The sequence below is a fragment of the Halorientalis pallida genome, from assembly GCF_049605515.1.
Lineage (GTDB): Archaea > Halobacteriota > Halobacteria > Halobacteriales > Haloarculaceae > Halorientalis > Halorientalis pallida_A.
Genome location: NZ_CP187158.1, coordinates 3,313,517 through 3,333,174 on the forward strand (window position 1 = coordinate 3,313,517; position 19,658 = coordinate 3,333,174).

Consider the following 19,658-nt stretch of genomic DNA (forward strand, 5'->3'; position numbering starts at 1 on the left):
TGGCTCCCGCTCGGACCCGCTAGATCGGCTCTCCGAACGCGTACACCGTGTTGTGGCTCGTGATCTCCACGTCGACGGTGTCGCCCACTGACAGTCCGCGGTCCTCGGCGTCGGCGATCACGACCTGTCGGTAGGCCTCGTCGTAGCCGACCAGCGAGTCGTCCGTGCCGTCCTCCGTCAGCAATACCGACTGCTCGGTGCCGACCATCTCCTCGTGGGCCTGCCCCACGAGGTCCATCTTCAGGTCGGTCAGCTCCTTCGAGCGGTCCTTCTTGGTCTGGCCGCCCAGCCCCTTCATGTCGGCGGCGTCGGTTCCCGGGCGCTTCGAGAACCGGGTGACGTTGATCTTCTCGGGTCGGGTCTCGCGCATCAGGGCCAGGCTTTGCTCGTGATCGGCCGGTTCCTCGGTCGGGAAGCCGGCGATGAAGTCCGTCGAGAGCGTCCAGTAGTCCAGGTGCGCGTCGAAGGTCTCGACCACTTCCACGTACTCGTCTACGGCGTGCTGGCGGCGCATGTCCGCGAGTACGTCGTCGCTGCCCGACTGGACGGGTGCGTGCAGGAAGTTGTAGAGTTCGTCGTTCGCGGCGAACACCCGGGCCAGCTCCTCGCGGACGCCGTGGACGCCCTTCGGGTTCGCCATGCCCACGCGGACGCGGAACTCGCCGTCGATGTCACAGATCCGGTCGAGCAACTCGGGGAGCAGGCTCTCGCCCTGATTGATATCCCAGCCGTAGACGCCGGTGTCCTGGCCGGTGATCCGGATCTCCTTCGCGCCCCCGTGGACGAGTGCGCGGGCCTTCTCGACGTTCTCCTCGACGCTCGGCGAGTCGATCCGCCCGGTCGCCTGCTTGGTGATGCAGTACGAACAGTCGCTCATACAGCCCCGGGCGATGGGGAGGATGCCGACGACGCCGTTCAGGATGGGATCGGTGCCCTCGGTGACGGTCGGACACTCGCCGTTCAGTACGTGGTCGGGCACTTCGTCCCAGTGGAGGATCTCGGCGTCGATGTCCTCGTCGCGGAACATGTCTCCCTGCGCGAGCGCCATACAGCCCGTCACTACCAGGTCACCGGGGGTCTCGGCGTCCAGCTCTTTGGCCCGCCGGAGCATGTTCTGCTCCGTCTTCTCGAGCACCGTGCAGGTGTTGAGGATCGCTACGTCGGCGGCTTCCGGGCCGTCGACGGGGTGGTGGCCCCCCTCGCGGAGCGCCTGCTCGATCTGCTGGGTCTCACCTCTGTTGGAGGTACACCCGTACGTCTCGATGTGATAGCGGGCCATTCGCTACTCCCGTCTCCGTGCTCGCCGAGCAAAAACGCGACGGATCCTACTCCCCGGCCGCTCGCCACTCCTCGACGATGGTGACGCCGCTGCTGGCCCCGATTCGCTCGGCCCCCGCGTCGAACATCGCCTCGGCGCGCTCCCAGGACCCGATCCCGCCGCTGGCTTTCACCGGCAGGAACTCACTGAGCAGTTCCACGTCGGCAACCGTCGCGCCGCCGTCACCGAACCCGGTGGCGGTCTTGAGCATGTCGGCGTCGGCCGCAGCGGCGAGTTCGCCCGCCCGTTCGAGCGCCGTCTCGGACAACAGCGGGGCCTGCACGATGACTTTCACCGGCAAGGGCGTCGCCGCGACGACTTCGGCGATCTCGTCCCGGTACTCGTCGTCCTCGCCGCCGAGCAGGCGGCCGGCGTTGGCGACGAGATCGAGTTCGTCCGCGCCGGCCTCCCAGGCCAGTTCGGCCTCCTCGGCTTTCGCCGCCGGCGTGTGCTGTCCGTGCGGGAAGCCGATCACGGTCGCGACCGTCGTCTCGGGTGCGTAACTCGACGCCATATCGACGTAACACGGCGGGACGCAGGCGTTCGTGCCGTACTCGATGGCTTCGTCGAGGACGGTCAGTACGTCGTCGCCCGTCGTCGCCGGTCCCAGCACCGTGTGGTCGATCCGCCCGGGAACGTCCATGGGTCCGATAGCGGCCCGCGGGATAAAAATCGACGTGGCCGACCGGAAGGCTTTCGGCCGCCGCGCGACCCCCTCCGACGTGTTACTCCAGATACTGCCCGAGGGACTCGTCGTCCCCGGACTGGCGTATCTGCTCGGGCTGGCGGTCGCCGGTATCGCTGTCGGGGCGGTGCTTCTCTCCCGTCGCCCGCCGGTCACGCAACGACTCGTCGTCGCGTTCACGCCCTGGATGGCGGCCGGCGCGGCGTTTCACGTTCTCTATCAGCTGGACGCTGTCGCCGACGCCATCGCCCCGCTCTTTTCGGCCCCCACGGTGTACGCGACGACGTTCCTCGTCGCCGGGGCGGTCTGGGCGGGACTGATCCTCGCCGACCGGCGGGTCCCGCTCGCACTCGCGGCGACTGGCGGGGTGGCGACGCTTGCCGGTGCCGCGCTGGTCGTACAGACGGCTACAGCACGGGGCACGTTCGCGCCGGCGTTGCCCGTCGCCGCGTTGATCGTATCGGTCGTCGTCGCGGTCGTGACGTACGCGGTCCTCGACCGTATCCGCCCGACGGTGACGGCGCGGACCGGGACGCTCGGTGTGGTCGTCGTCTTCGGCCACGCGCTCGACGGTGTGTCGACGGCTGTCGGCGTCGACCTGCTCGGGAGCGGCGAACGGAGTCCGATCCCGGCGGCGATCATGGAGTTCGCCGGCTCCCTGCCGACGGCGTCGGTCGTCGGTAAAGGGTGGCTGTTCGTCCTCGTGAAACTCCTGATCGCGGCCGCCGTCGTGGTGTTGTTCGCCGACTTCGTGGAGGAAGACCCTGCACAGGGCAACGCGGCTCTCGGTGTGGTCGCGGCCGTCGGACTCGGGCCAGGCACACACAATCTGCTGCTGTTCGCCGCCGCTGGACTGTTCTGAGCGGCGCTGTTCGGTGTATTTTCCGAAAGGGAACGAGAGTGAGGGTCGGTACCGGTCAGCCCCGTGGTGTTGGGCGTGGTCCGTCCGGTGAGGTCGGACGCGTGGTGTTTGCTTGGAGTGGCGTGCTCCCACTTCCCCCGCGCCCTCATCACACCCATGTTCTCCCGAGAGTATAAAGGTTACTGCTCGTGAACCTTACTTCGTAAGGGCGAAATTTGGGTTACGAACCGCTGAAGCCGAGATCTAGACTCCCCAAGATTAATGCGTATGGCTGAAATATGGATTCCCATGCCCTCAGACTCCGGTTCCGAGGAGTATCCGCGGGCACCCGCCCAGAAGGCGCGGGACGAGAACATTCTGGGCGTTTTCGAGGGGACGGACGACCCCGTCCTGACCACCTCGGAGGTCGCGGAGGAGCTTCCAATCGGCAAGCGTGCGACGCTGAACCGGCTGGAGGACCTCGTGGACCGGGACGAACTGAACTCGAAGGACGTGGGCGTCGGCCGTGTGTGGTGGCGCGTGACACCCGAATCGGAATCCGAACCGGACGTGGTGGGCGAACCCGAGCCGGAACCGACGCCTACTGAGCCTGCCGCTCCCGCACGGTCGCCGGAGACGACGACGCCGACCCCGGCGACGCCGGCGGCCGAGGACACCACGGAACCACTGGAGACGGAGAGTCCGCGATGGGCCTTCATCGGCAGTCTGGGCCGCCACTCCATCCTCGCGGGAATCTTCCTGTTCGGCCTCGTACTGGTCGATGGGATCGTCCAGCCCCAGTCGTTGCTCCCGGTGTCACCGATCTCCCTGTCGCTGACGGCACTCGTCTTCTTCCTGATCGGGTTCCCGGCACGGGGCGCCTACCGGGCCAAGAAGTTCTTCGAGTCGACGGACCTCTCGCTCGCGCAGTTCATGGGTCCCGTCGGTCGCCTGCTCGGCCGGGACGATTCCAAATCCTGAACGCCGATCCCCGTCCGTTTTGTAGCCGCTGGCTGAATGGCACGTATGGCCAAACAGCCACACCTGCTGGTCGAGCCGGGCGACCTGGCGGACGTCGCACTCCTGCCGGGCGACCCCGGGCGCGTCGACCGCATCGCCGACGCCTGCGACGAGGCGACGACGGTCGCACAGAACCGCGAGTACAAGGTCGTCAACGCCACCTACGAGGGCCGTGACCTCACGATCTGTTCGACCGGTATCGGCTGTCCGTCGGCAGCCATCGCCGTCGAGGAACTCCACGCCGTCGGCGTCGAGACCGTGATCCGGGTCGGCACCACGGGTGCGCTCCAGTCAGGCATCGAGATCGGCGACATGGTCGTCGCGACGGGTGCGGCCAAAGACGAGGGGACGACCGGCCGCTACGAGGCCGACACCGTGCCCGCAGTCCCCGACTACGATGTCCTCTCGGCGCTCGTCGACGGCGCCGAAGCCAATGGCGAGGACGTTCACGTCGGACCGGTCGCCACGGACGACGCCTTCTACGCCGAGACCGACGAGTACGTCGAGGCGTGGGAGGCGGCGGGCCTGCTGGCCGTCGAGATGGAGGCCGCGGCGATCTTCTCGCTGGCTCGCCGGAAGGGGATGGCCGCCGGCGCGATCTGTACCGTCGACGGCAACCTGGTCGAAGGGACCCAGAAGGGCGAGACCGAGGCCGACGAACTCCCCGAGAAAGCGAAAAACAACGTCGAGCGGGCCATCGGCATCGCACTGGACGCGGCGACGACCGTGTGAGTGTGCGGGTCTTCGCGTCCGACAGCGGCGCGCAGTTGAAGTAGTCGGCTCCTGAAACACCGGTATGCGCGACCGGGTGCGCGAACGACTCGTCGCGGCGCGGGCGCGAGTGCGCCGGTTCGAGCGCCGCGAACTGTGGACGATCCGTCGCTGGCTGGAGAACACGCGGAACCTGGTCCACCTCTCGGTGCTCGTGTTCGTGCCCCTGCTGATCGCCGCCGTCACGTGGCTCTCGAACGCCGTCTCCGTCCTCCCCTTCCTGCTCTTTCCGCCCCTGGCCTCGGGGACGTACACGCTCTTTGCCAGACCGGAGAGCGAGTACGCCTCGCCGACGCGGTTCGTCGGCGGGTTGACCGTCGGCGCGTTCTGTGGCTGGCTCGCGTACGGTGTCGCCACCGCCCTCTGGGCGGCACCCGGGCGGACGACGGTCGATCCCGGTGCCGCGGCGTTTTCGGTCTTTCTCACGGGGCTGGTGACCTGGCTGCTCACGGTCGAGGAAGCCTCCGCGTACTCCAGTGCCCTGCTGGTCCACGTCATCGACGTCAGCAGCGCCAACTCGATCACGCTCGACGTGGTGACGGGCCTGTCGGTGACGCTGACGCCGCGGCTGGCCTACGTCGGGAGCGTCCTCGTCTCATCGACGCTGGTCGCCGGCGTCTTCCTGCTCTGGCGAGAGACGTTCTTCGAGGAGCGGGCCCGCTATCTCTACCAGTCGACGAAGGGCGACGACCACGTGCTGGTACCGATGCGGACCGACGATGCGGAGGCGACGGCGATGCTGGCCGCGAAACTCGCCGCCGCCCACGAGGCCGGGAAAGTCGTCCTGCTGGATGTCGTAGACGACGAACAGGTCGCCGCCGCCGAGCGACAACTGCTCGACCGGACGCCCGGAACGCAGACGGACGGCGTCCCCGCGAGTAATGCGAGCGGGGACTCGTCGGGACCTCGATCCGACGGCGGCCCCGCGGGGGATGCGAGCGGGGATTCGAAATCGCGCTCCGGCGGGAGTCGGACCGACGACTACGAAGCGAGCGTCGGGGCCGGCGATTCGGACTCCCGGGTCGCGACGGACGAACTCGACGCGGAGACGCTCGACGAGATGGCCGAACACCGCGCCGCGTCGACCGCGGTCAATCGGCTGGAGGAACGGGCCGCACAGATCGAGACGAAAGTCGGCGTCCCCTGCGAGGTCGTCGTCGCCACGGCCGGCGGGACGCCCGCGTCGACGGTCCTCTCGACCGCTCACGAGACCAACTGCGATCTGATCGCGACGCCGTACGAACAGCGCCACGGGAGTCTCTCGCCGTTCGTCCGACTCCTCTTTCGGGGCGACGTGGACGTGCTGGTCCACCGCTCCTGTGAGGGGCGGACGCGCTGGCACCGCGTCCTCGTGCCGGTGCGCCGGGCCGGCGACGTGGCCCACGCGATGATCGACTTCGCGCTTCGGCTGACCGGTCGGACCGGGCACGTCGGCGTCGCCACCTGCCTGCAGGGTGACGGCAACCGTCGCCGCGCGGAGAACATGCTCTCGGATCTGGTCGCACCCTTCGACGGCTCGCTGGAAACGCGCGTCTCGCGGGCCCGGATCGAGGACTTCCTGTCGGAGAACGCGACGAACTACGATCTGGTGTTCATGGGCGCGAGCATGGACCGGAGCCGCGCCTCGCGGCTGGTCTCCCCGCCCACCTTCGAGCGCATCCGCGACCTGGACTGTGACGTGGCTATCGTCGACCGCAACCGCTGATCACTCGCTGGACGCACTCCCGCCGGAACTGTCGAGCAACTGGTCGGCGACGGTCTCGACGTTCTCGTCGCCCAGCGCCGACTCGACCAGCAGGTGGCCGCCGATGACCGCGGGGCTGATGACCGTGTCCGCGCCCGCGCGCCTGAGTTTCTCGACGTTCTCGCGGTCGGTCGCGCCCGCGACCACCCGGACGTTGGCGTTGAGCGATTTCGCGGTGAGGATCGCCAGCGCGTCGTTGGCGTCGTTGTTGGTCGCCGCAACCACCGCGCGGGCGTCCTCGATGCTCGCCCGGAGGAGCGGTTCCTCGTCGCTGGGATCGGCCGACAGCACCGCGATGTCGCGGGCGTTGAGCTTCGCCGCCGCGTCCTGATCCGGGGTGATGACGACGAAGGGCGTCGTCCCGTCCAGTTCGTCGATGATCGGTTCCGTCAGGTCGCCGTAGCCGAGGACGATCACGTGGTCCTCGAGCAGTTCGAGTTGTCGTTCTGTCATGGTACCGAGTGCCTGCGCGAACCGCGCTTCGATGGCCGGGCCGAGCAGCGACCCCAGCGCGAGCGTAAAACTCGCGACGCCCAGCACCAGCACGGAGATCGAGAACAGGCGGGCCTGCTGGCTGGTCGGGATCGCGTCGCCGTATCCGACCGTACTGGCAGTGACGATGGTGTAGTACACCGCGTCGAGGAGGGTCTCGACGTTCGCGAAGTCCTCGCTGAGTCGGTAGGTGCCGGCGGTCCCGTAGACCATCGTCCCGACGAGCGCGGCTGTCGCCGCGAGCTGGGTCGTCGAGAGGTCGATCTTCCGGTCGAACCGGCGGTAGTTGAGCAAGACGAACGGAATCGAGAGCAGGGAGAGCGCGATCAGTGGCGTCGAGGCCACGCTCGACTGGGCGAGCCCCTGGATCGCGGTCACGGGCAACAGGAAGACGGTCGAGTACCACGCGATCCGAAGTCCGCGGCGGAGTCCGAGGACGCTCCCGAGCATCAGAAACCCGGTGAGTGCGCCCGTGAACCCCGCCGCCCGTTCCAGATCCTCCGGGACGTACGCCGCGACCGATTCGTCGACGCCGGTGGTCCCGATTTTGACGACGCCAGTCGTAAACGAGAGCAACGCGACGAGCGTCACGAGAACCATCGTCACACGAGCACCGAGCAACACGCGCCGGGACGCCATGCTCCTCCGTCCGACGTGAGCCCGGATAAAACCGCCGAACCGGACATCTGCCGGCGGTACTGGTTTGTAGGAGGCGGTCCCAGCCAGTCCATGGCCTCGCTCCCGGTCGAAGTTCTGCTGGGCATCTATCTCGGCTTTCTCACTGGTATCATCCCTGCGCTGGTCGCGTGGACGCTCGGCTTCGGATTCAAGTACTTCACCGGCGTCTCGATACCCGGGTTCGGTGTGGTCGTGCTGGCGGTCGCGCTCGCGGGCGTCAGCGGCGGTCTGCTGGCGCTGGCCGACCCCACGGTTACGCAGTCGGCCAACGCGCCGACGCTGGTGACCGCCATCCTGGTCGTGACGGCGCTCTCGCTGTACGCCCACGCCAAGGGCGACCAGCTGGGTGCGAACGCGCCCCGGAAACTCTCCCTGTCGAAACTCCGCGAGCGCACGCTCTCGCGGGACCTCGCGGACCTCGTGGCGGGCGGCCAGGTCCGCATCGACGTTGCCGGCGACGTGTCGGACATGGAGGGGTACCCGCCGCTGTCCGACGACCTCCGGACCGAGATCCGCGAGGCCGAGTACACCTTCCCGGCGGATCTGCGCGTCTCGGAACTGGAAGAACGGGTCGCCGAACGGCTCCGAACGGAGTTCGACCTCGGGGACGTGACGGTGACCATCGACGAACGCGGCCGGGCGTCGGTCGCGGCCGCGCCGCCCTTCTCCGGGCTCTCGAAGCGCGTCCCGGCGGGCAAGCGGGCCGTGTCGGTCGACGCTCTCATCCCGACCGGGCTGGCCCGGGGTGACGAGGTGACCCTCATCACGGCCGACGCGCAGGTCAGCGGGACGGTCGTGAGCGCGAAGTCCGCTGACCCGGAGGCCGACAAGCGCCTGACTGCGCCGACGACGCCCGCCCACGTCGAGGACGACGACGAGGAGTCGACACCGAGGGCCGTGCGAGCACCGACGACGGCCGGCGGTGAGGGGCGGCTCACGGCCGCGGTCACCCGGACAGACGCGGAGCCGCTGGTCCGGGCCGACCGGGCCCGCGTCGTCGTCGAGGCGCGCGGGACCCGGCTGGAGTACGAACTCATCTCCCTGCTCCGGCGCACGGGCAAGCGGTTCCGCCGATTCACGGTGGCCGCGGAGAGCGCCCTCGACGGCGTGACGCTCGGGGCCGCCAACGCCCGGGAGACACACGGCGTGGCGATACTGGCCGTCAGGAAACCGACGGGCTGGCAACTGGTCCCCCAGGGGACGACCGCGCTCGCCGGCGGCGACGAGGTGTTCGCGGTCGGGCCGCCCGACAAACTCGACGCGTTCGCGGAGGTGGTCGCGTGATGGTCCAGACGGTCACGCTGTTCGACCGGCTGGTGCTCGCACTCGCGAAACTGGTCGGTCTGGCCGTGCTGGCGGGCGTTCTCTCGGGGATCGTCGCACTGCTGTACCGGTGGTACACGCGCGAGCGGATCCAGCGCGGCCTCCCCGTCCTGGTGGGGCTCAGCGGTGTCGCGGTCTCGTTGAACACGATGACGGCACTCGGCCAGGTCATCGCGCCGACGAGCGGCGGCACCAACCCGCTCTCGCCGGAAACCGCGCTGTTCAACATCGCGGCCGTCGCCGTCGCGAGTCTCGTCGCGGCCGGGGCCGTCGACGTGGGCGACCGATTCGGCAACGACCTCTTTGCCGCGACCGGCAGCACGAGCGTCGAGGGCGAGGTCAGCCGCGTCGTCGAGGCCGTCGGCCGCGTGATCGCGGTCGACCTCCCCGAGGAGATCGACGACATCGTCGGCTACGATCCCGTCGCCGCCGAGACCAAAGAACAACTCGCCGGCCGGACCTTCCTCTTTCCCAAGCGGCTGACCGTCGCGGATCTGGAAGACCGTCTGCGAACCCGGATCAAGGGCGACTTCGGCGTCGGTCACGTCGACGTGGACCTCGCCGACGACGGCACCGTCGAGTACCTCGCCATCGGCGCGCGGGTCGCGGGTATCGGCCCGACGCTCCCGCCGGAGACCGCCGCCGTCGCCGTGCAGGCCGACCCCGCCTTCGCCGCCAGTTCCGGCGACGTGGTGCAGGTGTGGCGACCCGACCCCTTCGAGCGGGTCACGACCGCCGAAGTGCGGGGGATCGCCGGCGACGCCGTGACCCTGGCCGTCGACGCCGCCGACACGCCCACACTCGACGCCGAGACGGAGTACCGCCTGGTCACGCTGCCCGTCGAGTCCCGGACCGACCGGGAGTTCGCCTCGTTACTCCGGGCCGCCGAGGAGACGATGAGCGTCGTCGACATCGAGTCCGAGAGCTCGCTGGCGGGCCAGCCCGTCGGCTCGCTCAACGTGGCCGTGATCGCAGTTCGACTGGCCGACGACGGCATCGAGGCGCTGCCCGACCGGAGCCACGTCCTCGCGGCCGGCGATGCAGTCTACGCGGTGGCGAAACCCGAACGTCTCCGCAAGCTCGAAGCCGCCGCGAAGGGGGCTGATTCGACCGCGCCACCGACGGGGACGACGGCGGCCGACGACGACTGACGGGCGGGTCGACCGCGGGCGAACCGCCGACCGAAGGGCAACGGCTTTTGCCGCCGCGGCCGCTCCTCCGGATATGGAGTGGAAGCTGTTCGCCAATCTCAAGGAAGTCGTCGGTCAGTCCGAGGTCGAGGTCGACGTAGAGCCGGGGGCGACCTTCGGCGACGCGCTCGACGCACTGCTGGAGGCCCACCCCGAACTCGCCGAGGAAGTGCTGAACGACGACGGCGAGTTGCGCGACCACATCCGCGTCCTCCACAACGGGGACAACCCCTTCGTCTCCGCTGCGGGCCGAGACACCGAACTGGAAGCGGGCGACGAACTCGCGCTGTTCCCGCCGGTCAGCGGCGGGTGAGGCGGCCATCGAACGAACTCAGTACGTCACGACGGTGAGCCCGTCGATCCGCCGAAAGTCGTCGGGGTTTCCAGTCAGCACGGGCTCGTCGTGGACGATTCCGGTCGCGCCGATGATCTCGTCGCCCGGGTCGTTCAGCGGCCGCCCCTCGCTCCGCAGTCGGCCACCGATCCGACCCGCCTTTCGGAGGATCTCCGGCGTCACGTCGTACAGCGTCCGCGATTCGACGACCGCTTCGATTTCGGCCCGTTCTGCTCCGGACCGATCACTGTAGCCCAGTCCCCAGTGCAGTTCGTACAGTGTCATCGCCGAGAGTCGCTGCGGAATGCCGTCGGATTCGAGGCCGTGGACGCGTTCGACCGCGGCCGAGTCGTCCCGCATCAGATCCAGCAAGACCGACGTGTCGAGGATCATTCGTCCCAGTCGGCGGCGAGGTCGTCGGCGTACCCCTCGTAACTCTCCGCGAGCGCGTCTTCGATCGCGTCGGCTTCGTCATCGTCGAGAATCCCTCTGAGCTCCAGCAGCGACCGTTCGCCGGCCAACCGGGCGACCACGTCCGAGAACGACTCCCCCTCCCGTTTCCGACTCCGGAGCTTCTCGTACGCCTCCTCGGTCAGCCGGACGTTCTTGTAGTCGGTGCCCATGTGTATACACGTGTGTGCATACGACTAAAATCCTCGGCTCGCGCTATCGTCACCACCCGCTCAGGTCCGCTTCCAGCACGAAATCGGGTTCCTCGCCGAGTTCGACACCGGCGTAAGCGGCGTCGCTGACCGCCCGCGCAGTCTCGGGGATCAGGACGCGCGTCCGATCTGCACCGACTCCAGCGGCGTCCCGCGCGATGCCGGCGAACAGCGCGCGGGCCGCGGACACGTCCACCCACGCGGCGACGCCGTACTCCGCGATCCGCTCGTCGCCGTCGCCGGGTTCGTAGTCGCGAGCGCGGTAGGCCATCCCCTGTGTCCCGCCGCCCTCCGCCTGCACCGCGAACACCGCGGTCTCGTCTGCGAGTCGCCGGAGGTCCTCGCGGGTCAGTTCCCGCACGGCCCAAGACTCGTCGGGGGCCAGCGCGAGTCCCCGGAGCGTCCGACTGGCGTCGCTCCGTCGCCAGAAGCTCCAGGCGGCGTCAGCGTGGTCGGTGACCTCGTGGTCCGTGTCGGCGCTCGCGTCCGCGTCGGGTTCGGGGTGGACCCACCGGAACTCGGAGACTGGCTCGAAGCCGATACCCCGCGAGGTCCCCATCCCCTGTGCGTTCCAGGAGAACACGAGGTTGCGACAGACGGTCGCGCCCTGCTCGGCCGCCCAGTCGAAGACGGCCCCGGTGAGTCGGTGGGCCAGTCCCAGGCCGCGAGCGTCGGGGGCGACGCGCATCCCCTGCGCCCACCCCTCGTACTCGGAGAGCATGACGCCCTGCAGGACACCCGCGGGGTCGCCATCGACCGTCGCCACGAACGTCCGCTGGTCGGGCCCGTCGCTCTCGACCCACTCGGGGAACACGCGGGGGAGATAATCAGTCACCTCGCGATCCGGCCAGGTGTCCTCGGTGAAGGCGACGATCCCGTCGTGGTCGTCGGCGCGGGCCTGCCGGACGCGGACGGTCGGGCCGTCGGCCCCGTCGCCCCCCTCGTCACTCATCTCAGGTCCAGGGCCGCGACTGGGCCTGGATCTCGCCGGCCAGCGGCTCGCGCATGGCCCGGGCGGGGTCGTCGGCGTTTTCCAGCACCCACATCAGTTTCACCTTCGCCGTCCCCGGGAGCATATCCTCGCCCTCGACCACGCCGGCGTCGAGCAGGTCCCGGCCGGTGTCGTACACACGGTCACAGACCCGTCCTTCCAGACACTGGCTGGTCATCACGACCGTCGTGCCCCGATCAGTCACGGCCTCGACGGTCTCGATCCAGTCGGTGTTGACGTGGCCCAGTCCCGTGCCCTCGACGACGACGCCGGCCGCTCCCTCTGCTGCGGTTTCGAGCATCGCGGGATCGGTGCCGGGCGTGAACTTCACGAGGCTCACGTCGGTCGCCAGGTCGTCCTGCAGTGCGAGGTCGGTCGCGCCGCGCTCGGCGTACTCGCGGCGGAACGTGATCTCCTCGGTGTCGTAGTCAACCTCGCCGAGTGGCTTCGCACCGACGGTCTCGAAGGCGTCCCGCCGGGACGTGTGGTTCTTCCGGACGCGGGTGCCCCGGTGGAGCGCACACCGTTCGTCGGCCTCGTCGGCGTGCATACAGACCATGACCTCGGCGCAGTCGGATTTGGCGGCCTCGACCGCACAGACGGCGTTCATCACGTTGTCCGAGGAGGGCCGGTCGGCCGAGCGCTGGCTCCCCGTGAAGACGATGGGCACGGGCGTGTCGAGCATGAACGCCAGCGCCGAGGCGGTGAACTGCATCGTGTCGGTGCCGTGCATGACGACGACGCCGTCCGCGCCGGCCTCGATCTCCTCTCTCACGGCGCGTGCCAGGTCCTGCCACACGTCGGGCGTCATGTTCTCGCTCAGGATGTTGGCGACGACGCGGCCGCGGTAGTTCGCCCGCCCCGCGAGGTCGGGCACCGCCCGCAGCACGTCCTCGGCGTCGAACTGGGCGGTCACCGCGCCCGTCCGGTAGTCGACGGTCGAGGCGATGGTCCCGCCGGTCGAGATCAGCGAGATCGTCGGCAGGTCGTCGTCGAACTCGATGGCCGACTCGCCCTCGGCGTCCTGTGCGCCCTCCACGTCGTACGTGTCCGCTTCGAGTACCTCGACCGACGCCGCGTCCCGGTCGACGCCGACGTTGTACCCGCTCTCCAGTTTGACGACGAGGTTCTCGGCGGTCGTCGAGGGCAGCAAGACGCCCTCGTACGTCTGGTCCGCGCGCTCGACGCGGACCCGGTCCCCTGGGTTCATACCCCAGCGTACCGCGTGCCCGGACTTGAAACCATCCTTCCGACCGGCCCGCGGGAAAAGACTCACGTCGGCCCGCGCGGAACGTCTCGTATGGCCGAACGTTCCGATCAGCGGACCCGGTCGGACGAGTCCGTCGAGGAGCCACTCGACGACGCGTCGTTCGGACTCGACGACGAGCCACCGGTCGAGACCGACACCGGGCCGTCCACGCCTGACGACACCGGCAGTCCCGGGCTTGCCGGCCGGCTCGGGGCCGCCGTCCGTGCGCCGTTCGGTGCGGTCGCGTCGCGTCTGCGGTCACCCGTCGAGGGACTGTTCTCGCTCCGCGCGTTCCTGCTCCTGCTCGTCACCAGCGTCGCCGGGATGGTGCTGGCGGGCATGGTCCTCCCCTTCGGCTCTATCGGCGGACTCGTCGGCATCGCCGCGGCCGCGTTCGCTGCCGGCCTCGCGGGTGAGCGGTCCCGCTACGTCGAGGCATCGGCCAGCGGCGCGCTCGCGTCGGGGGTCAGCTGGTTGCTCGGGAATCTGGTCCTGACGGCGGTCGGCCCGGGTGTCCCGCTCGTCGCCGTCGGCGTCGGGTTCGGTGTCCTCGCGGCGCTGCTCGGGCACTACTTCGGCCGGGACCTGCGGTCCGGGGTGACCCGTGACCTCTAGTCGGTGAGTCGCCACTGGTCGCCCTCGCGGGCGAGCAGATCGTTCTCCTCGAGTTCGGTCAGCGCCTCGCGAACGACCGGTGGGGGTGCTTCGACGGACTCGACGATCTCGTCCGTGTCGGCCGGCCCCTCGACCAGCGCACTCAACACGTCGGCGTAGAGGCGCGTGTCGTCCACGTCGAGTTTCTCACCGAGCTGTTCCATGACGGCGGCGAGTCGCCCCTGGACCCACCGCTGGGCCATCGACAGCTCGTTTTCCAGCTGTTCGAGCCGCGCCAGCTCCGTCGCCACGTCGCGGATGTCGCTCGGATCACGCGTGCTCACGTCGATTTTCAGGTGGCGACAGCTGGCGGTCACGTCGAGGCTCTGGCTCGCGGGGTAGGCGCTTTTCGCCCCGAACCCGTACGGTGAGACGCTGACTTCCAGTCGGAGGTTCTGTGAGATGAAGTAGTACTTCCGGCGCTGGTCGTCGGTCCGGCTCTCGACGAGGCCGGCTTCTTCGAGTTTCCGGAGGTGGTCGATGACTGCTTTCGGACTCACGCCGAGATACTCGCTGATCTCGGTCACGTAACAGGGCTTCCGGGCGAGCAGCCGCAGGATCCGTCTGCGGTTCTCGTTTCCCAGGAGGTTGAGTAACTCGGCCGAATCCATTTACCGAACGTAAGCGATGACCAGTGAAAAGGCTAACTGGCCGCGGTCAGGTGCGGCCGGGTGGTCCGCCACCGCCGTCACTGCCTCCGGCAGGGCCAGCGGGGCCACCGTTCCCGGAGTTCGAGTCGTCCGAATCGGCGTCCGGGCCGCCGCCCGCGTCCTCGGCACCGTTCGCCGCGTCCTCGGCGGCGTTGCCAGCATCGTCGTCCGTCTCGTCCGACCCGTCGCTCGGGTCCGCACCGCCGGTTTCACCGTCAGCCCCGCCTGGACCGCCCCTACTGCCGTTTGATCTCCGGTCGGCCGGCGACTCGCCGTCGGTCGTCGGTCCGGTCTCGGTGTCACCGGGCGGACCGCCGTTCCCGCCGCGGTCGGCCGGCGGTCCCGGCTGATCGTCGCCCGTCACGTTCTTCGACGGCCCGACATCCTCGGGCGGACCGGTCTGGCCCGGGCCCCGGTCGTCGGGCGGACCGGCGTCGTCGGGGCCTCTGTCTGCGGGTGGCCCGGCGTGGTCCGGCCGACCCACGCCGAGTTCGCGCGCGACGGCCGCGACTTCCTGCCCGCTCAGGTTCCGTGCCTGCGTCCTGAGCCGATCGAGCTGGGTGGTGTTCACGCCGACGGCCCGCGCTCGCTCGCCGGTCTCGTTGATCGACTCACCGAGTGCGTCCAGCTCCGCAGTGAGCCGACTCGCCTGTGCCCTGTAGGCCACCCGTGGGATCGTGCCGTTCTCGTATTTCGCCTGGAGGGTCGACATGCGCTCGCGCAACCGCTCGCTCCGTCGCTCCAGTCGGTCGATGCGGGACTGGACGACGGCCGGCCGTTGACCCTCGTCGGACCGGTTGAACTTGGCGGCCCACATCCCCGCCTCGACGGAACTGTCCGTCTCCGCACTGCTCGCCTGCATGAACGAGGAGATCCGGGCCCCGATACTCACGTTACTCGCCGTCTCGTTGGTTTCGTTCGTCTGGACCGCCGACGCCCCGTCGCTGGCCGGCGCGATGCCGCCGACGGCACCGAACACCGGGACGGCGACCAGGGCGACACCGACCACGACGGCGACCACGGCCAACAGTGTCCCACGAGCACTCATACTGACCGTATCTATACCGGTAACGCACAAAAAAGCGGAGATCCGTTCTCACTGTTCACCCGACCGTTCTCACGACTCCAGACCGTCCAATAGCGTTTACACTGCCTGCTCCACCGTCGACTCCCGAACCTGTCTGGGCCGACCTGCCCGCGACGGCACCCCCCGGCCGTGTCGTCCCTGCCCGCCACCGCAATCCGTTCGCCGAAACCCGGTGAAAGCGCGACGACATAAGGGCACCGGCCAAGGTTTTTCTACGCTGATGTGGTAGGTGTCACCGTATAGCATGTTCGAGCGGTTTTCGAGCGGGTACTACCTCGGCCGGTTGTACGTGACGCCGGGCGAGAGTGAGACCGCAGCCATCAGTCGTGCCCAACACGAGCGCGTCAACGAGCAACTCTACGCCGACGGCGAGGGCGTCGAGCGGCTCGACAGACCGCTGGTGATGAAAGTCGACGAACGACACTTCCCCGTGACCGGCGCGGACGACGTGCCAGAGGACACACTCGCCGTGCCGCCGTCGGTCCTCGAAGACACGCGCGTCCGAAATCCACCGGCGCTCACGGAAGTTCTGCTGGCCAAGGCCGACCGTGCCCGACAGTTACTGACGATGACTGGAGGAGGCGTCGCCGCCGACGATCTCGCCGACGGTCCGGGCGGCCCCGCAATTTAAGCCCTCTCCGCTGTCCTCTCCGGTGATGCTCGACGAGCTGCTGGGGCGTGCCGACCTCAAAGAGCGCATCGCGGAGCTAGAGGAGGACAAACGCCACCTCGAACGACAACTGGAGGCCGAACAGGAGCGCCGCGCCGACGCCGCCAGCGCTCGACAGGAGGCCCAACAGCGGGCCAACCGCCTCGAAGACCGGATCGCCGACCTGGAGGGCACCGTCGACCGCCTCCGGGACGAGGAGGGGTCGCTCGACTACCGCCGCCGCGAACGGCTCCGGGGTGAGCGCCTGGCCGCGGTGCTGGACCGCCTCGAATCGGTCGACACCGACCCCGAGGGCGCGCTGACGGCCTACGTCGCCGACGACACCCCCGACGCAGTACGGGACGGCTTCGGCGACCGCGCGACGCTGGTGTCCGAGGCCACACCCTGTCTCGCGGTGACCGACGACGCCGGCCTCGTCAGCGCGACCCTCTCGGTCCCGGCTCCACCGGATCCGTTCGCCGAGTGGGGCGACGGGTTCCAGTTCGACCGGACCTGGTTCGAACCCGAGGGGCAGTTCACCCTCGCACTGGTCCGGTCGGACCTGTTCGCCATGGGCGAGTACGACGGCCGCGAGCGGACCGCGTTCCACGGCTTCGACTCGGACCTCAAGAGTCAACACTCCAAAGGCGGGTTCTCGCAGGCACGGTTCGAGCGACTGCGCGACGAACAGATCGACTCGCACGTCGACCGCTGTCTGGAGGCCCTCGACGAGCGAACCACCGACCCGCTGTACGTCGTCGGCGAGCGGACGGTCCTGCCCGAGTTCTCGTCGGTCGCGGACGTGACCGCGACGGTCGACGCGACCGGAGACCCCGAACCCGCACTCGACGACGCCTTCCGCGACTTCTGGACGGTACAGCTGCGCACTATCTGAGTCGGGTGAGGAGGGGACCGCAACTCGCGAGGACCGCGACGAGCGCGGCCAGCGGCGTGAAACCCGGTCCGAACGCGCCGGTCTCGCTGACCGCCTCCGTGGTCGGCCCGGCCGTCCCGTCGGCCGACTCGTCGGTCGTCGCCTCCGCCGTCGATCCGGTCCCGCCCGATGCGTCGGCCGTCCCGTCCCGGTCCGCCGACGCGTTCTCGGCGCTCGCCAGTGCGGCCGATTCGACGGCGGTGGGAAGGTCGCCGACCGACAGCGACACCGGATACGCCCCCGACCGGAGGGTGACGGACAGCCGTTCGGCCGCGCTCAGATTACTCGTCGTCATGATGAACGAGGGGTTGGCGACGAACTCCCCGTTTCGCATGGCCCGGGCGAGTTGCCGCCCCATCGACGCCGCGTACAGCACCTCGCCGTCGTCGACCGTGTAGAGGCAGTGCCCGGTCGCCTCGTCGGGGTTCTGATCGGCGTCGGGCGGACACGTCCCGATTCCCTCGTCAGTGAACCCGTACTCCTGGAGGGCCTGTGAGTAGTTCCGGGCCGCGCTCGCTCCGAGCGTGACGGGAACGTGGGGCTGGATGCTCCCGCGCCCGGCCTGTGCCGAGCCGACGGTCTCGAAGTCGTCGGTCGTCAACAGCGTCTCCTCGCGGTACCCCGTCGAACCGTTCGTCTCGACCGGGAACCGGGCGACGATCTCGACCCGACCCTGGTCCCGGAGCAGTTCCCTGACGCTCTCCCGGTCGGCGTCGGTGACGACGGCGACGAACTGCGTCCCGTCGACCCTCGTGGTCGCGACGTGGCCGTCGATCCCCGCGAGGTCGAGTCTCGTTTCGAGGACGGCGGCGACGGTCTCGACGGTCCGGTCGGACGCGTCGTCGCCGATCTCGGCTCCGACGACGGTCTCGTTCCCGTCCGGTGTGGGCTGTGCTCCGGCTCCCGGCGCGGCGACGAGCGCGAGCGCGAACGCACCCGCCACCAGGAGGGCTATCGCTGGGCGGCGCATATCCGAGGGTGTCCTCTCGTTCACGCAAAAAGATACGGTTCGGTCGCGTCCTATCGCGCCCGGGCGGCCAGTAGCGAGACGGTCGCGAGGACCAGGGCGACCAGCGCGGTCGCGGGCGAGAATCCCGGGCCGACTGCGTCCGTGACCGTCACGACGCCCGTCGAGTTGTCCGTCGACTCGGCGGTCGTGGCGGTCGGAGTGGCGTCGGTCGGTTCCTCGGTGGCTGGCGTATCGACTCTCTGCTCGGTCGTGGGGACGCTGTCGGTCGGTTCCGTAGTCGTGTCCTCCGGTGTATCGGGCGTGGGTGTGTCGGGCGTGTCGACCGTCCCTTCGTCGACGGGTTCGTCCGTCTCGAGTGCGGCCGCTCTGACCGAGTCCGAGAGTGGGGTGACCGACAGCGGGGCCGGGAACGCGCCGCTACGGAGCGTCGCGGCCAGTTGCTGGGCCTCTCTCGTGGTATCGGTGATGAGGAAGACCGAGGGGTCTTCGTCGTACTCCTGGAAGTTGATCGCCCAGGCGATGTCCCCGCCCAGCGACCGCGCGGAGACGAACTCGCCGTTGAAGTAGGTGTAGATGCAGTACCCCTTGGCCGTGTCGGGGTTTTCGGCTGCGTCGTCGGGACAGGCCGTGACCCCTTCCTCGGTGAACCCGGCGCGTTTCACCTTCGCGGCGGCTTCACGGGCGGACTCGACGCCGAGGAACACCTCGACGGTGGGCCGGTCCGTGAATGGGCGACTCGCTCGTGCTTCCCCGATGCGAACGAAGTCCTCGTTTTCGAGGAGCGTCGTCTCTCGGTAGACCGTCTGCCCGTCGTTCGTGACCGGATAGTGCGCGATGATTTCGACCCGGCCGCGGTTCCGGAGTATCGCCCCGACCTGAGTCCGGTTGGCACCCGTGACGACGACGTGTGGGATGCCGTCGACGGTGACGGTCTTCGCGGTCGCGTCGATCCCCCGCATATCGAGTCTGGTCTGCAGAACACGGACGACGGTCGCACGCGTCCGGTCGGTGGCCCCCCGGCGCACCGCGTTCGGCGAGAACCCGGCCGCGGCGAACCCGTCCGCGATGGCGGCCGTCGACAGGCCCTCACCGAACACCTCTGCCGTGCCGTTGGCCGGTTGCAGGAGGACGTTGTCGGCCGGAACGCTGAGGTTCGCGGCCACGGCCCGCCGGGTCCGATCCGTCGCGTTCTCGTCTATCGAGAGCCCCGTAACGGTCCAGGTTTCGATTTCGACGCCGACGGCCGTCTCGTTTCCGTCGGTCGTGGACTGTGCGCCCGCCGCCGGCGTGGCGACGAGTGTGAGTACTAGGACGCCCCCCACCAGGAGCGCTGTCGTTAGACGGCGCATACCGAAGTGTCACGCAATATCTACACAAAAAGATGGGTGTAGTGTTTATCCCCGAGCCACGACACGG

At 68.9% G+C, this 19,658-nt stretch carries 21 protein-coding genes; 10 read left to right on the forward strand and 11 right to left on the reverse strand.

Annotation, left to right across the window (positions count from 1 at the left end; genetic code table 11):
- Positions 1-19: 19 nt before the first annotated feature.
- Together ACOZ4N_RS18725 and deoC are read right to left on the reverse strand one after the other, a co-directional pair.
- Positions 20-1,279: a tRNA (N(6)-L-threonylcarbamoyladenosine(37)-C(2))-methylthiotransferase gene (locus tag ACOZ4N_RS18725; protein WP_424017880.1), complete on the reverse strand. Its 1,260-nt coding sequence runs from the start codon at positions 1,277-1,279 to the stop codon at positions 20-22.
- A gap of 46 nt (positions 1,280-1,325) precedes the next feature.
- Positions 1,326-1,961 (reverse strand): deoxyribose-phosphate aldolase, encoded by a 636-nt coding sequence (deoC, locus tag ACOZ4N_RS18730; RefSeq protein ID WP_424017881.1) that lies wholly within the window; start codon positions 1,959-1,961, stop codon positions 1,326-1,328.
- Between deoC and ACOZ4N_RS18735 the strand changes: the two genes are divergently transcribed.
- The 4 genes from ACOZ4N_RS18735 (at position 1,960) to ACOZ4N_RS18750 (ending at position 6,340) form a co-directional block, all read left to right on the forward strand.
- Entirely contained in the window at positions 1,960-2,865 is a 906-nt protein-coding gene (locus ACOZ4N_RS18735) for a DUF63 family protein (RefSeq protein ID WP_424017882.1), read from the forward strand. The genes deoC and ACOZ4N_RS18735 overlap by 2 nt on opposite strands.
- Positions 2,866-3,153: 288 nt before the next feature.
- Entirely contained in the window at positions 3,154-3,825 is a 672-nt protein-coding gene (locus ACOZ4N_RS18740) for a hypothetical protein (protein WP_424017883.1), read from the forward strand.
- A gap of 45 nt (positions 3,826-3,870) precedes the next feature.
- The gene (locus tag ACOZ4N_RS18745; protein WP_424017884.1) at positions 3,871-4,596 is read left to right on the forward strand and encodes a nucleoside phosphorylase; all 726 of its coding nucleotides are present in this window, start codon (positions 3,871-3,873) and stop codon (positions 4,594-4,596) included.
- A gap of 64 nt (positions 4,597-4,660) precedes the next feature.
- Complete coding sequence (locus ACOZ4N_RS18750) at positions 4,661-6,340, forward strand: HPP family protein (RefSeq protein ID WP_424017885.1); 1,680 nt, start codon at positions 4,661-4,663, stop codon at positions 6,338-6,340.
- On the opposite strand, the gene ACOZ4N_RS18755 is transcribed toward ACOZ4N_RS18750, so the two are convergent.
- A complete protein-coding gene (locus tag ACOZ4N_RS18755; protein ID WP_424017886.1) occupies positions 6,341-7,510 on the reverse strand; it encodes an NAD-binding protein in 1,170 nt (389 codons plus the stop codon).
- A 90-nt stretch (positions 7,511-7,600) separates the two neighbouring features.
- On the opposite strand from ACOZ4N_RS18755, the gene ACOZ4N_RS18760 reads away from it, so the two are divergent.
- The 3 genes from ACOZ4N_RS18760 (at position 7,601) to ACOZ4N_RS18770 (ending at position 10,375) form a co-directional block, all read left to right on the forward strand.
- A complete protein-coding gene (locus ACOZ4N_RS18760) occupies positions 7,601-8,833 on the forward strand; it encodes a potassium channel family protein (RefSeq protein ID WP_424017887.1) in 1,233 nt (410 codons plus the stop codon).
- Positions 8,833-10,023, forward strand: a complete 1,191-nt coding sequence (locus ACOZ4N_RS18765) for a hypothetical protein (protein WP_424017888.1) — start codon at positions 8,833-8,835, stop codon at positions 10,021-10,023. The genes ACOZ4N_RS18760 and ACOZ4N_RS18765 overlap by 1 nt, the downstream gene beginning before the upstream one ends.
- 73 nt (positions 10,024-10,096) lie before the next feature.
- Positions 10,097-10,375 (forward strand): ubiquitin-like small modifier protein 1, encoded by a 279-nt coding sequence (locus ACOZ4N_RS18770; protein ID WP_424017889.1) that lies wholly within the window; start codon positions 10,097-10,099, stop codon positions 10,373-10,375.
- Positions 10,376-10,393: 18 nt separating this feature from the next.
- On the opposite strand, the gene ACOZ4N_RS18775 is transcribed toward ACOZ4N_RS18770, so the two are convergent.
- From ACOZ4N_RS18775 to gatD, 4 genes are read right to left on the reverse strand one after another with little or no spacing between them, the layout of a single operon-like run.
- Positions 10,394-10,789 (reverse strand): PIN domain-containing protein, encoded by a 396-nt coding sequence (locus ACOZ4N_RS18775; protein ID WP_424017890.1) that lies wholly within the window; start codon positions 10,787-10,789, stop codon positions 10,394-10,396.
- The gene (locus ACOZ4N_RS18780; protein ID WP_424017891.1) at positions 10,786-11,019 is read right to left on the reverse strand and encodes an antitoxin VapB family protein; all 234 of its coding nucleotides are present in this window, start codon (positions 11,017-11,019) and stop codon (positions 10,786-10,788) included. Before ACOZ4N_RS18780 ends, ACOZ4N_RS18775 begins: the two co-directional genes overlap by 4 nt.
- A gap of 49 nt (positions 11,020-11,068) precedes the next feature.
- Positions 11,069-12,010 (reverse strand): N-acetyltransferase family protein, encoded by a 942-nt coding sequence (locus ACOZ4N_RS18785; RefSeq protein WP_424017892.1) that lies wholly within the window; start codon positions 12,008-12,010, stop codon positions 11,069-11,071.
- Position 12,011: 1 nt separating this feature from the next.
- Positions 12,012-13,259 carry a Glu-tRNA(Gln) amidotransferase subunit GatD gene (gatD, locus tag ACOZ4N_RS18790; RefSeq protein ID WP_424017893.1) on the reverse strand — a complete coding sequence of 416 codons (1,248 nt, stop codon included), beginning with the start codon at positions 13,257-13,259 and terminating at the stop codon, positions 12,012-12,014.
- A 90-nt stretch (positions 13,260-13,349) separates the two neighbouring features.
- Between gatD and ACOZ4N_RS18795 the strand changes: the two genes are divergently transcribed.
- Entirely contained in the window at positions 13,350-13,913 is a 564-nt protein-coding gene (locus ACOZ4N_RS18795) for a hypothetical protein (RefSeq protein ID WP_424017894.1), read from the forward strand.
- Here ACOZ4N_RS18795 and ACOZ4N_RS18800 read toward each other — a convergent pair.
- Positions 13,910-14,563, reverse strand: coding sequence for a metalloregulator ArsR/SmtB family transcription factor (locus tag ACOZ4N_RS18800; protein WP_424017895.1), 654 nt, complete (start codon positions 14,561-14,563; stop codon positions 13,910-13,912). The genes ACOZ4N_RS18795 and ACOZ4N_RS18800 overlap by 4 nt on opposite strands.
- A gap of 46 nt (positions 14,564-14,609) precedes the next feature.
- Entirely contained in the window at positions 14,610-15,650 is a 1,041-nt protein-coding gene (locus ACOZ4N_RS18805) for a hypothetical protein (protein WP_424017896.1), read from the reverse strand.
- 283 nt (positions 15,651-15,933) lie between these two features.
- Between ACOZ4N_RS18805 and ACOZ4N_RS18810 the strand changes: the two genes are divergently transcribed.
- Both ACOZ4N_RS18810 and ACOZ4N_RS18815 read left to right on the forward strand, forming a co-directional pair.
- Positions 15,934-16,320 (forward strand): DUF5802 family protein, encoded by a 387-nt coding sequence (locus tag ACOZ4N_RS18810; RefSeq protein WP_424017897.1) that lies wholly within the window; start codon positions 15,934-15,936, stop codon positions 16,318-16,320.
- 25 nt (positions 16,321-16,345) lie between these two features.
- Positions 16,346-17,233, forward strand: coding sequence for a Vms1/Ankzf1 family peptidyl-tRNA hydrolase (locus tag ACOZ4N_RS18815; protein WP_424017898.1), 888 nt, complete (start codon positions 16,346-16,348; stop codon positions 17,231-17,233).
- On the opposite strand, the gene ACOZ4N_RS18820 is transcribed toward ACOZ4N_RS18815, so the two are convergent.
- Complete coding sequence (locus ACOZ4N_RS18820) at positions 17,226-18,242, reverse strand: hypothetical protein (protein WP_424017899.1); 1,017 nt, start codon at positions 18,240-18,242, stop codon at positions 17,226-17,228. The genes ACOZ4N_RS18815 and ACOZ4N_RS18820 overlap by 8 nt on opposite strands.
- 50 nt (positions 18,243-18,292) lie before the next feature.
- Positions 18,293-19,591 (reverse strand): hypothetical protein, encoded by a 1,299-nt coding sequence (locus ACOZ4N_RS18825; protein WP_424017900.1) that lies wholly within the window; start codon positions 19,589-19,591, stop codon positions 18,293-18,295.
- Positions 19,592-19,658: the final 67 nt, after the last annotated feature.

Bases quoted from the DNA above. Each gene is read 5' to 3' on its own strand.
- ACOZ4N_RS18760 (WP_424017887.1), top strand. From the start codon at position 7,601: ATGGCCTCGCTCCCGGTCGAAGTTCTGCTGGGCATCTATCTCGGCTTT.
- ACOZ4N_RS18770 (WP_424017889.1), top strand. From the start codon at position 10,097: ATGGAGTGGAAGCTGTTCGCCAATCTCAAGGAAGTCGTCGGTCAGTCC.
- ACOZ4N_RS18810 (WP_424017897.1), top strand. From the start codon at position 15,934: ATGTTCGAGCGGTTTTCGAGCGGGTACTACCTCGGCCGGTTGTACGTG.
- deoC (WP_424017881.1), bottom strand. From the start codon at position 1,961: ATGGACGTTCCCGGGCGGATCGACCACACGGTGCTGGGACCGGCGACG.
- ACOZ4N_RS18825 (WP_424017900.1), bottom strand. From the start codon at position 19,591: ATGCGCCGTCTAACGACAGCGCTCCTGGTGGGGGGCGTCCTAGTACTC.
- ACOZ4N_RS18740 (WP_424017883.1), top strand. From the start codon at position 3,154: ATGCCCTCAGACTCCGGTTCCGAGGAGTATCCGCGGGCACCCGCCCAG.
- ACOZ4N_RS18780 (WP_424017891.1), bottom strand. From the start codon at position 11,019: ATGGGCACCGACTACAAGAACGTCCGGCTGACCGAGGAGGCGTACGAG.
- ACOZ4N_RS18795 (WP_424017894.1), top strand. From the start codon at position 13,350: ATGGCCGAACGTTCCGATCAGCGGACCCGGTCGGACGAGTCCGTCGAG.
- ACOZ4N_RS18800 (WP_424017895.1), bottom strand. From the start codon at position 14,563: ATGGATTCGGCCGAGTTACTCAACCTCCTGGGAAACGAGAACCGCAGA.
- ACOZ4N_RS18815 (WP_424017898.1), top strand. From the start codon at position 16,346: ATGCTCGACGAGCTGCTGGGGCGTGCCGACCTCAAAGAGCGCATCGCG.
- ACOZ4N_RS18785 (WP_424017892.1), bottom strand. From the start codon at position 12,010: ATGAGTGACGAGGGGGGCGACGGGGCCGACGGCCCGACCGTCCGCGTC.
- ACOZ4N_RS18745 (WP_424017884.1), top strand. From the start codon at position 3,871: ATGGCCAAACAGCCACACCTGCTGGTCGAGCCGGGCGACCTGGCGGAC.
- ACOZ4N_RS18735 (WP_424017882.1), top strand. From the start codon at position 1,960: ATGGGTCCGATAGCGGCCCGCGGGATAAAAATCGACGTGGCCGACCGG.
- ACOZ4N_RS18805 (WP_424017896.1), bottom strand. From the start codon at position 15,650: ATGAGTGCTCGTGGGACACTGTTGGCCGTGGTCGCCGTCGTGGTCGGT.
- ACOZ4N_RS18775 (WP_424017890.1), bottom strand. From the start codon at position 10,789: ATGATCCTCGACACGTCGGTCTTGCTGGATCTGATGCGGGACGACTCG.
- ACOZ4N_RS18765 (WP_424017888.1), top strand. From the start codon at position 8,833: ATGGTCCAGACGGTCACGCTGTTCGACCGGCTGGTGCTCGCACTCGCG.
- ACOZ4N_RS18820 (WP_424017899.1), bottom strand. From the start codon at position 18,242: ATGCGCCGCCCAGCGATAGCCCTCCTGGTGGCGGGTGCGTTCGCGCTC.
- ACOZ4N_RS18750 (WP_424017885.1), top strand. From the start codon at position 4,661: ATGCGCGACCGGGTGCGCGAACGACTCGTCGCGGCGCGGGCGCGAGTG.
- ACOZ4N_RS18725 (WP_424017880.1), bottom strand. From the start codon at position 1,279: ATGGCCCGCTATCACATCGAGACGTACGGGTGTACCTCCAACAGAGGT.
- ACOZ4N_RS18755 (WP_424017886.1), bottom strand. From the start codon at position 7,510: ATGGCGTCCCGGCGCGTGTTGCTCGGTGCTCGTGTGACGATGGTTCTC.
- gatD (WP_424017893.1), bottom strand. From the start codon at position 13,259: ATGAACCCAGGGGACCGGGTCCGCGTCGAGCGCGCGGACCAGACGTAC.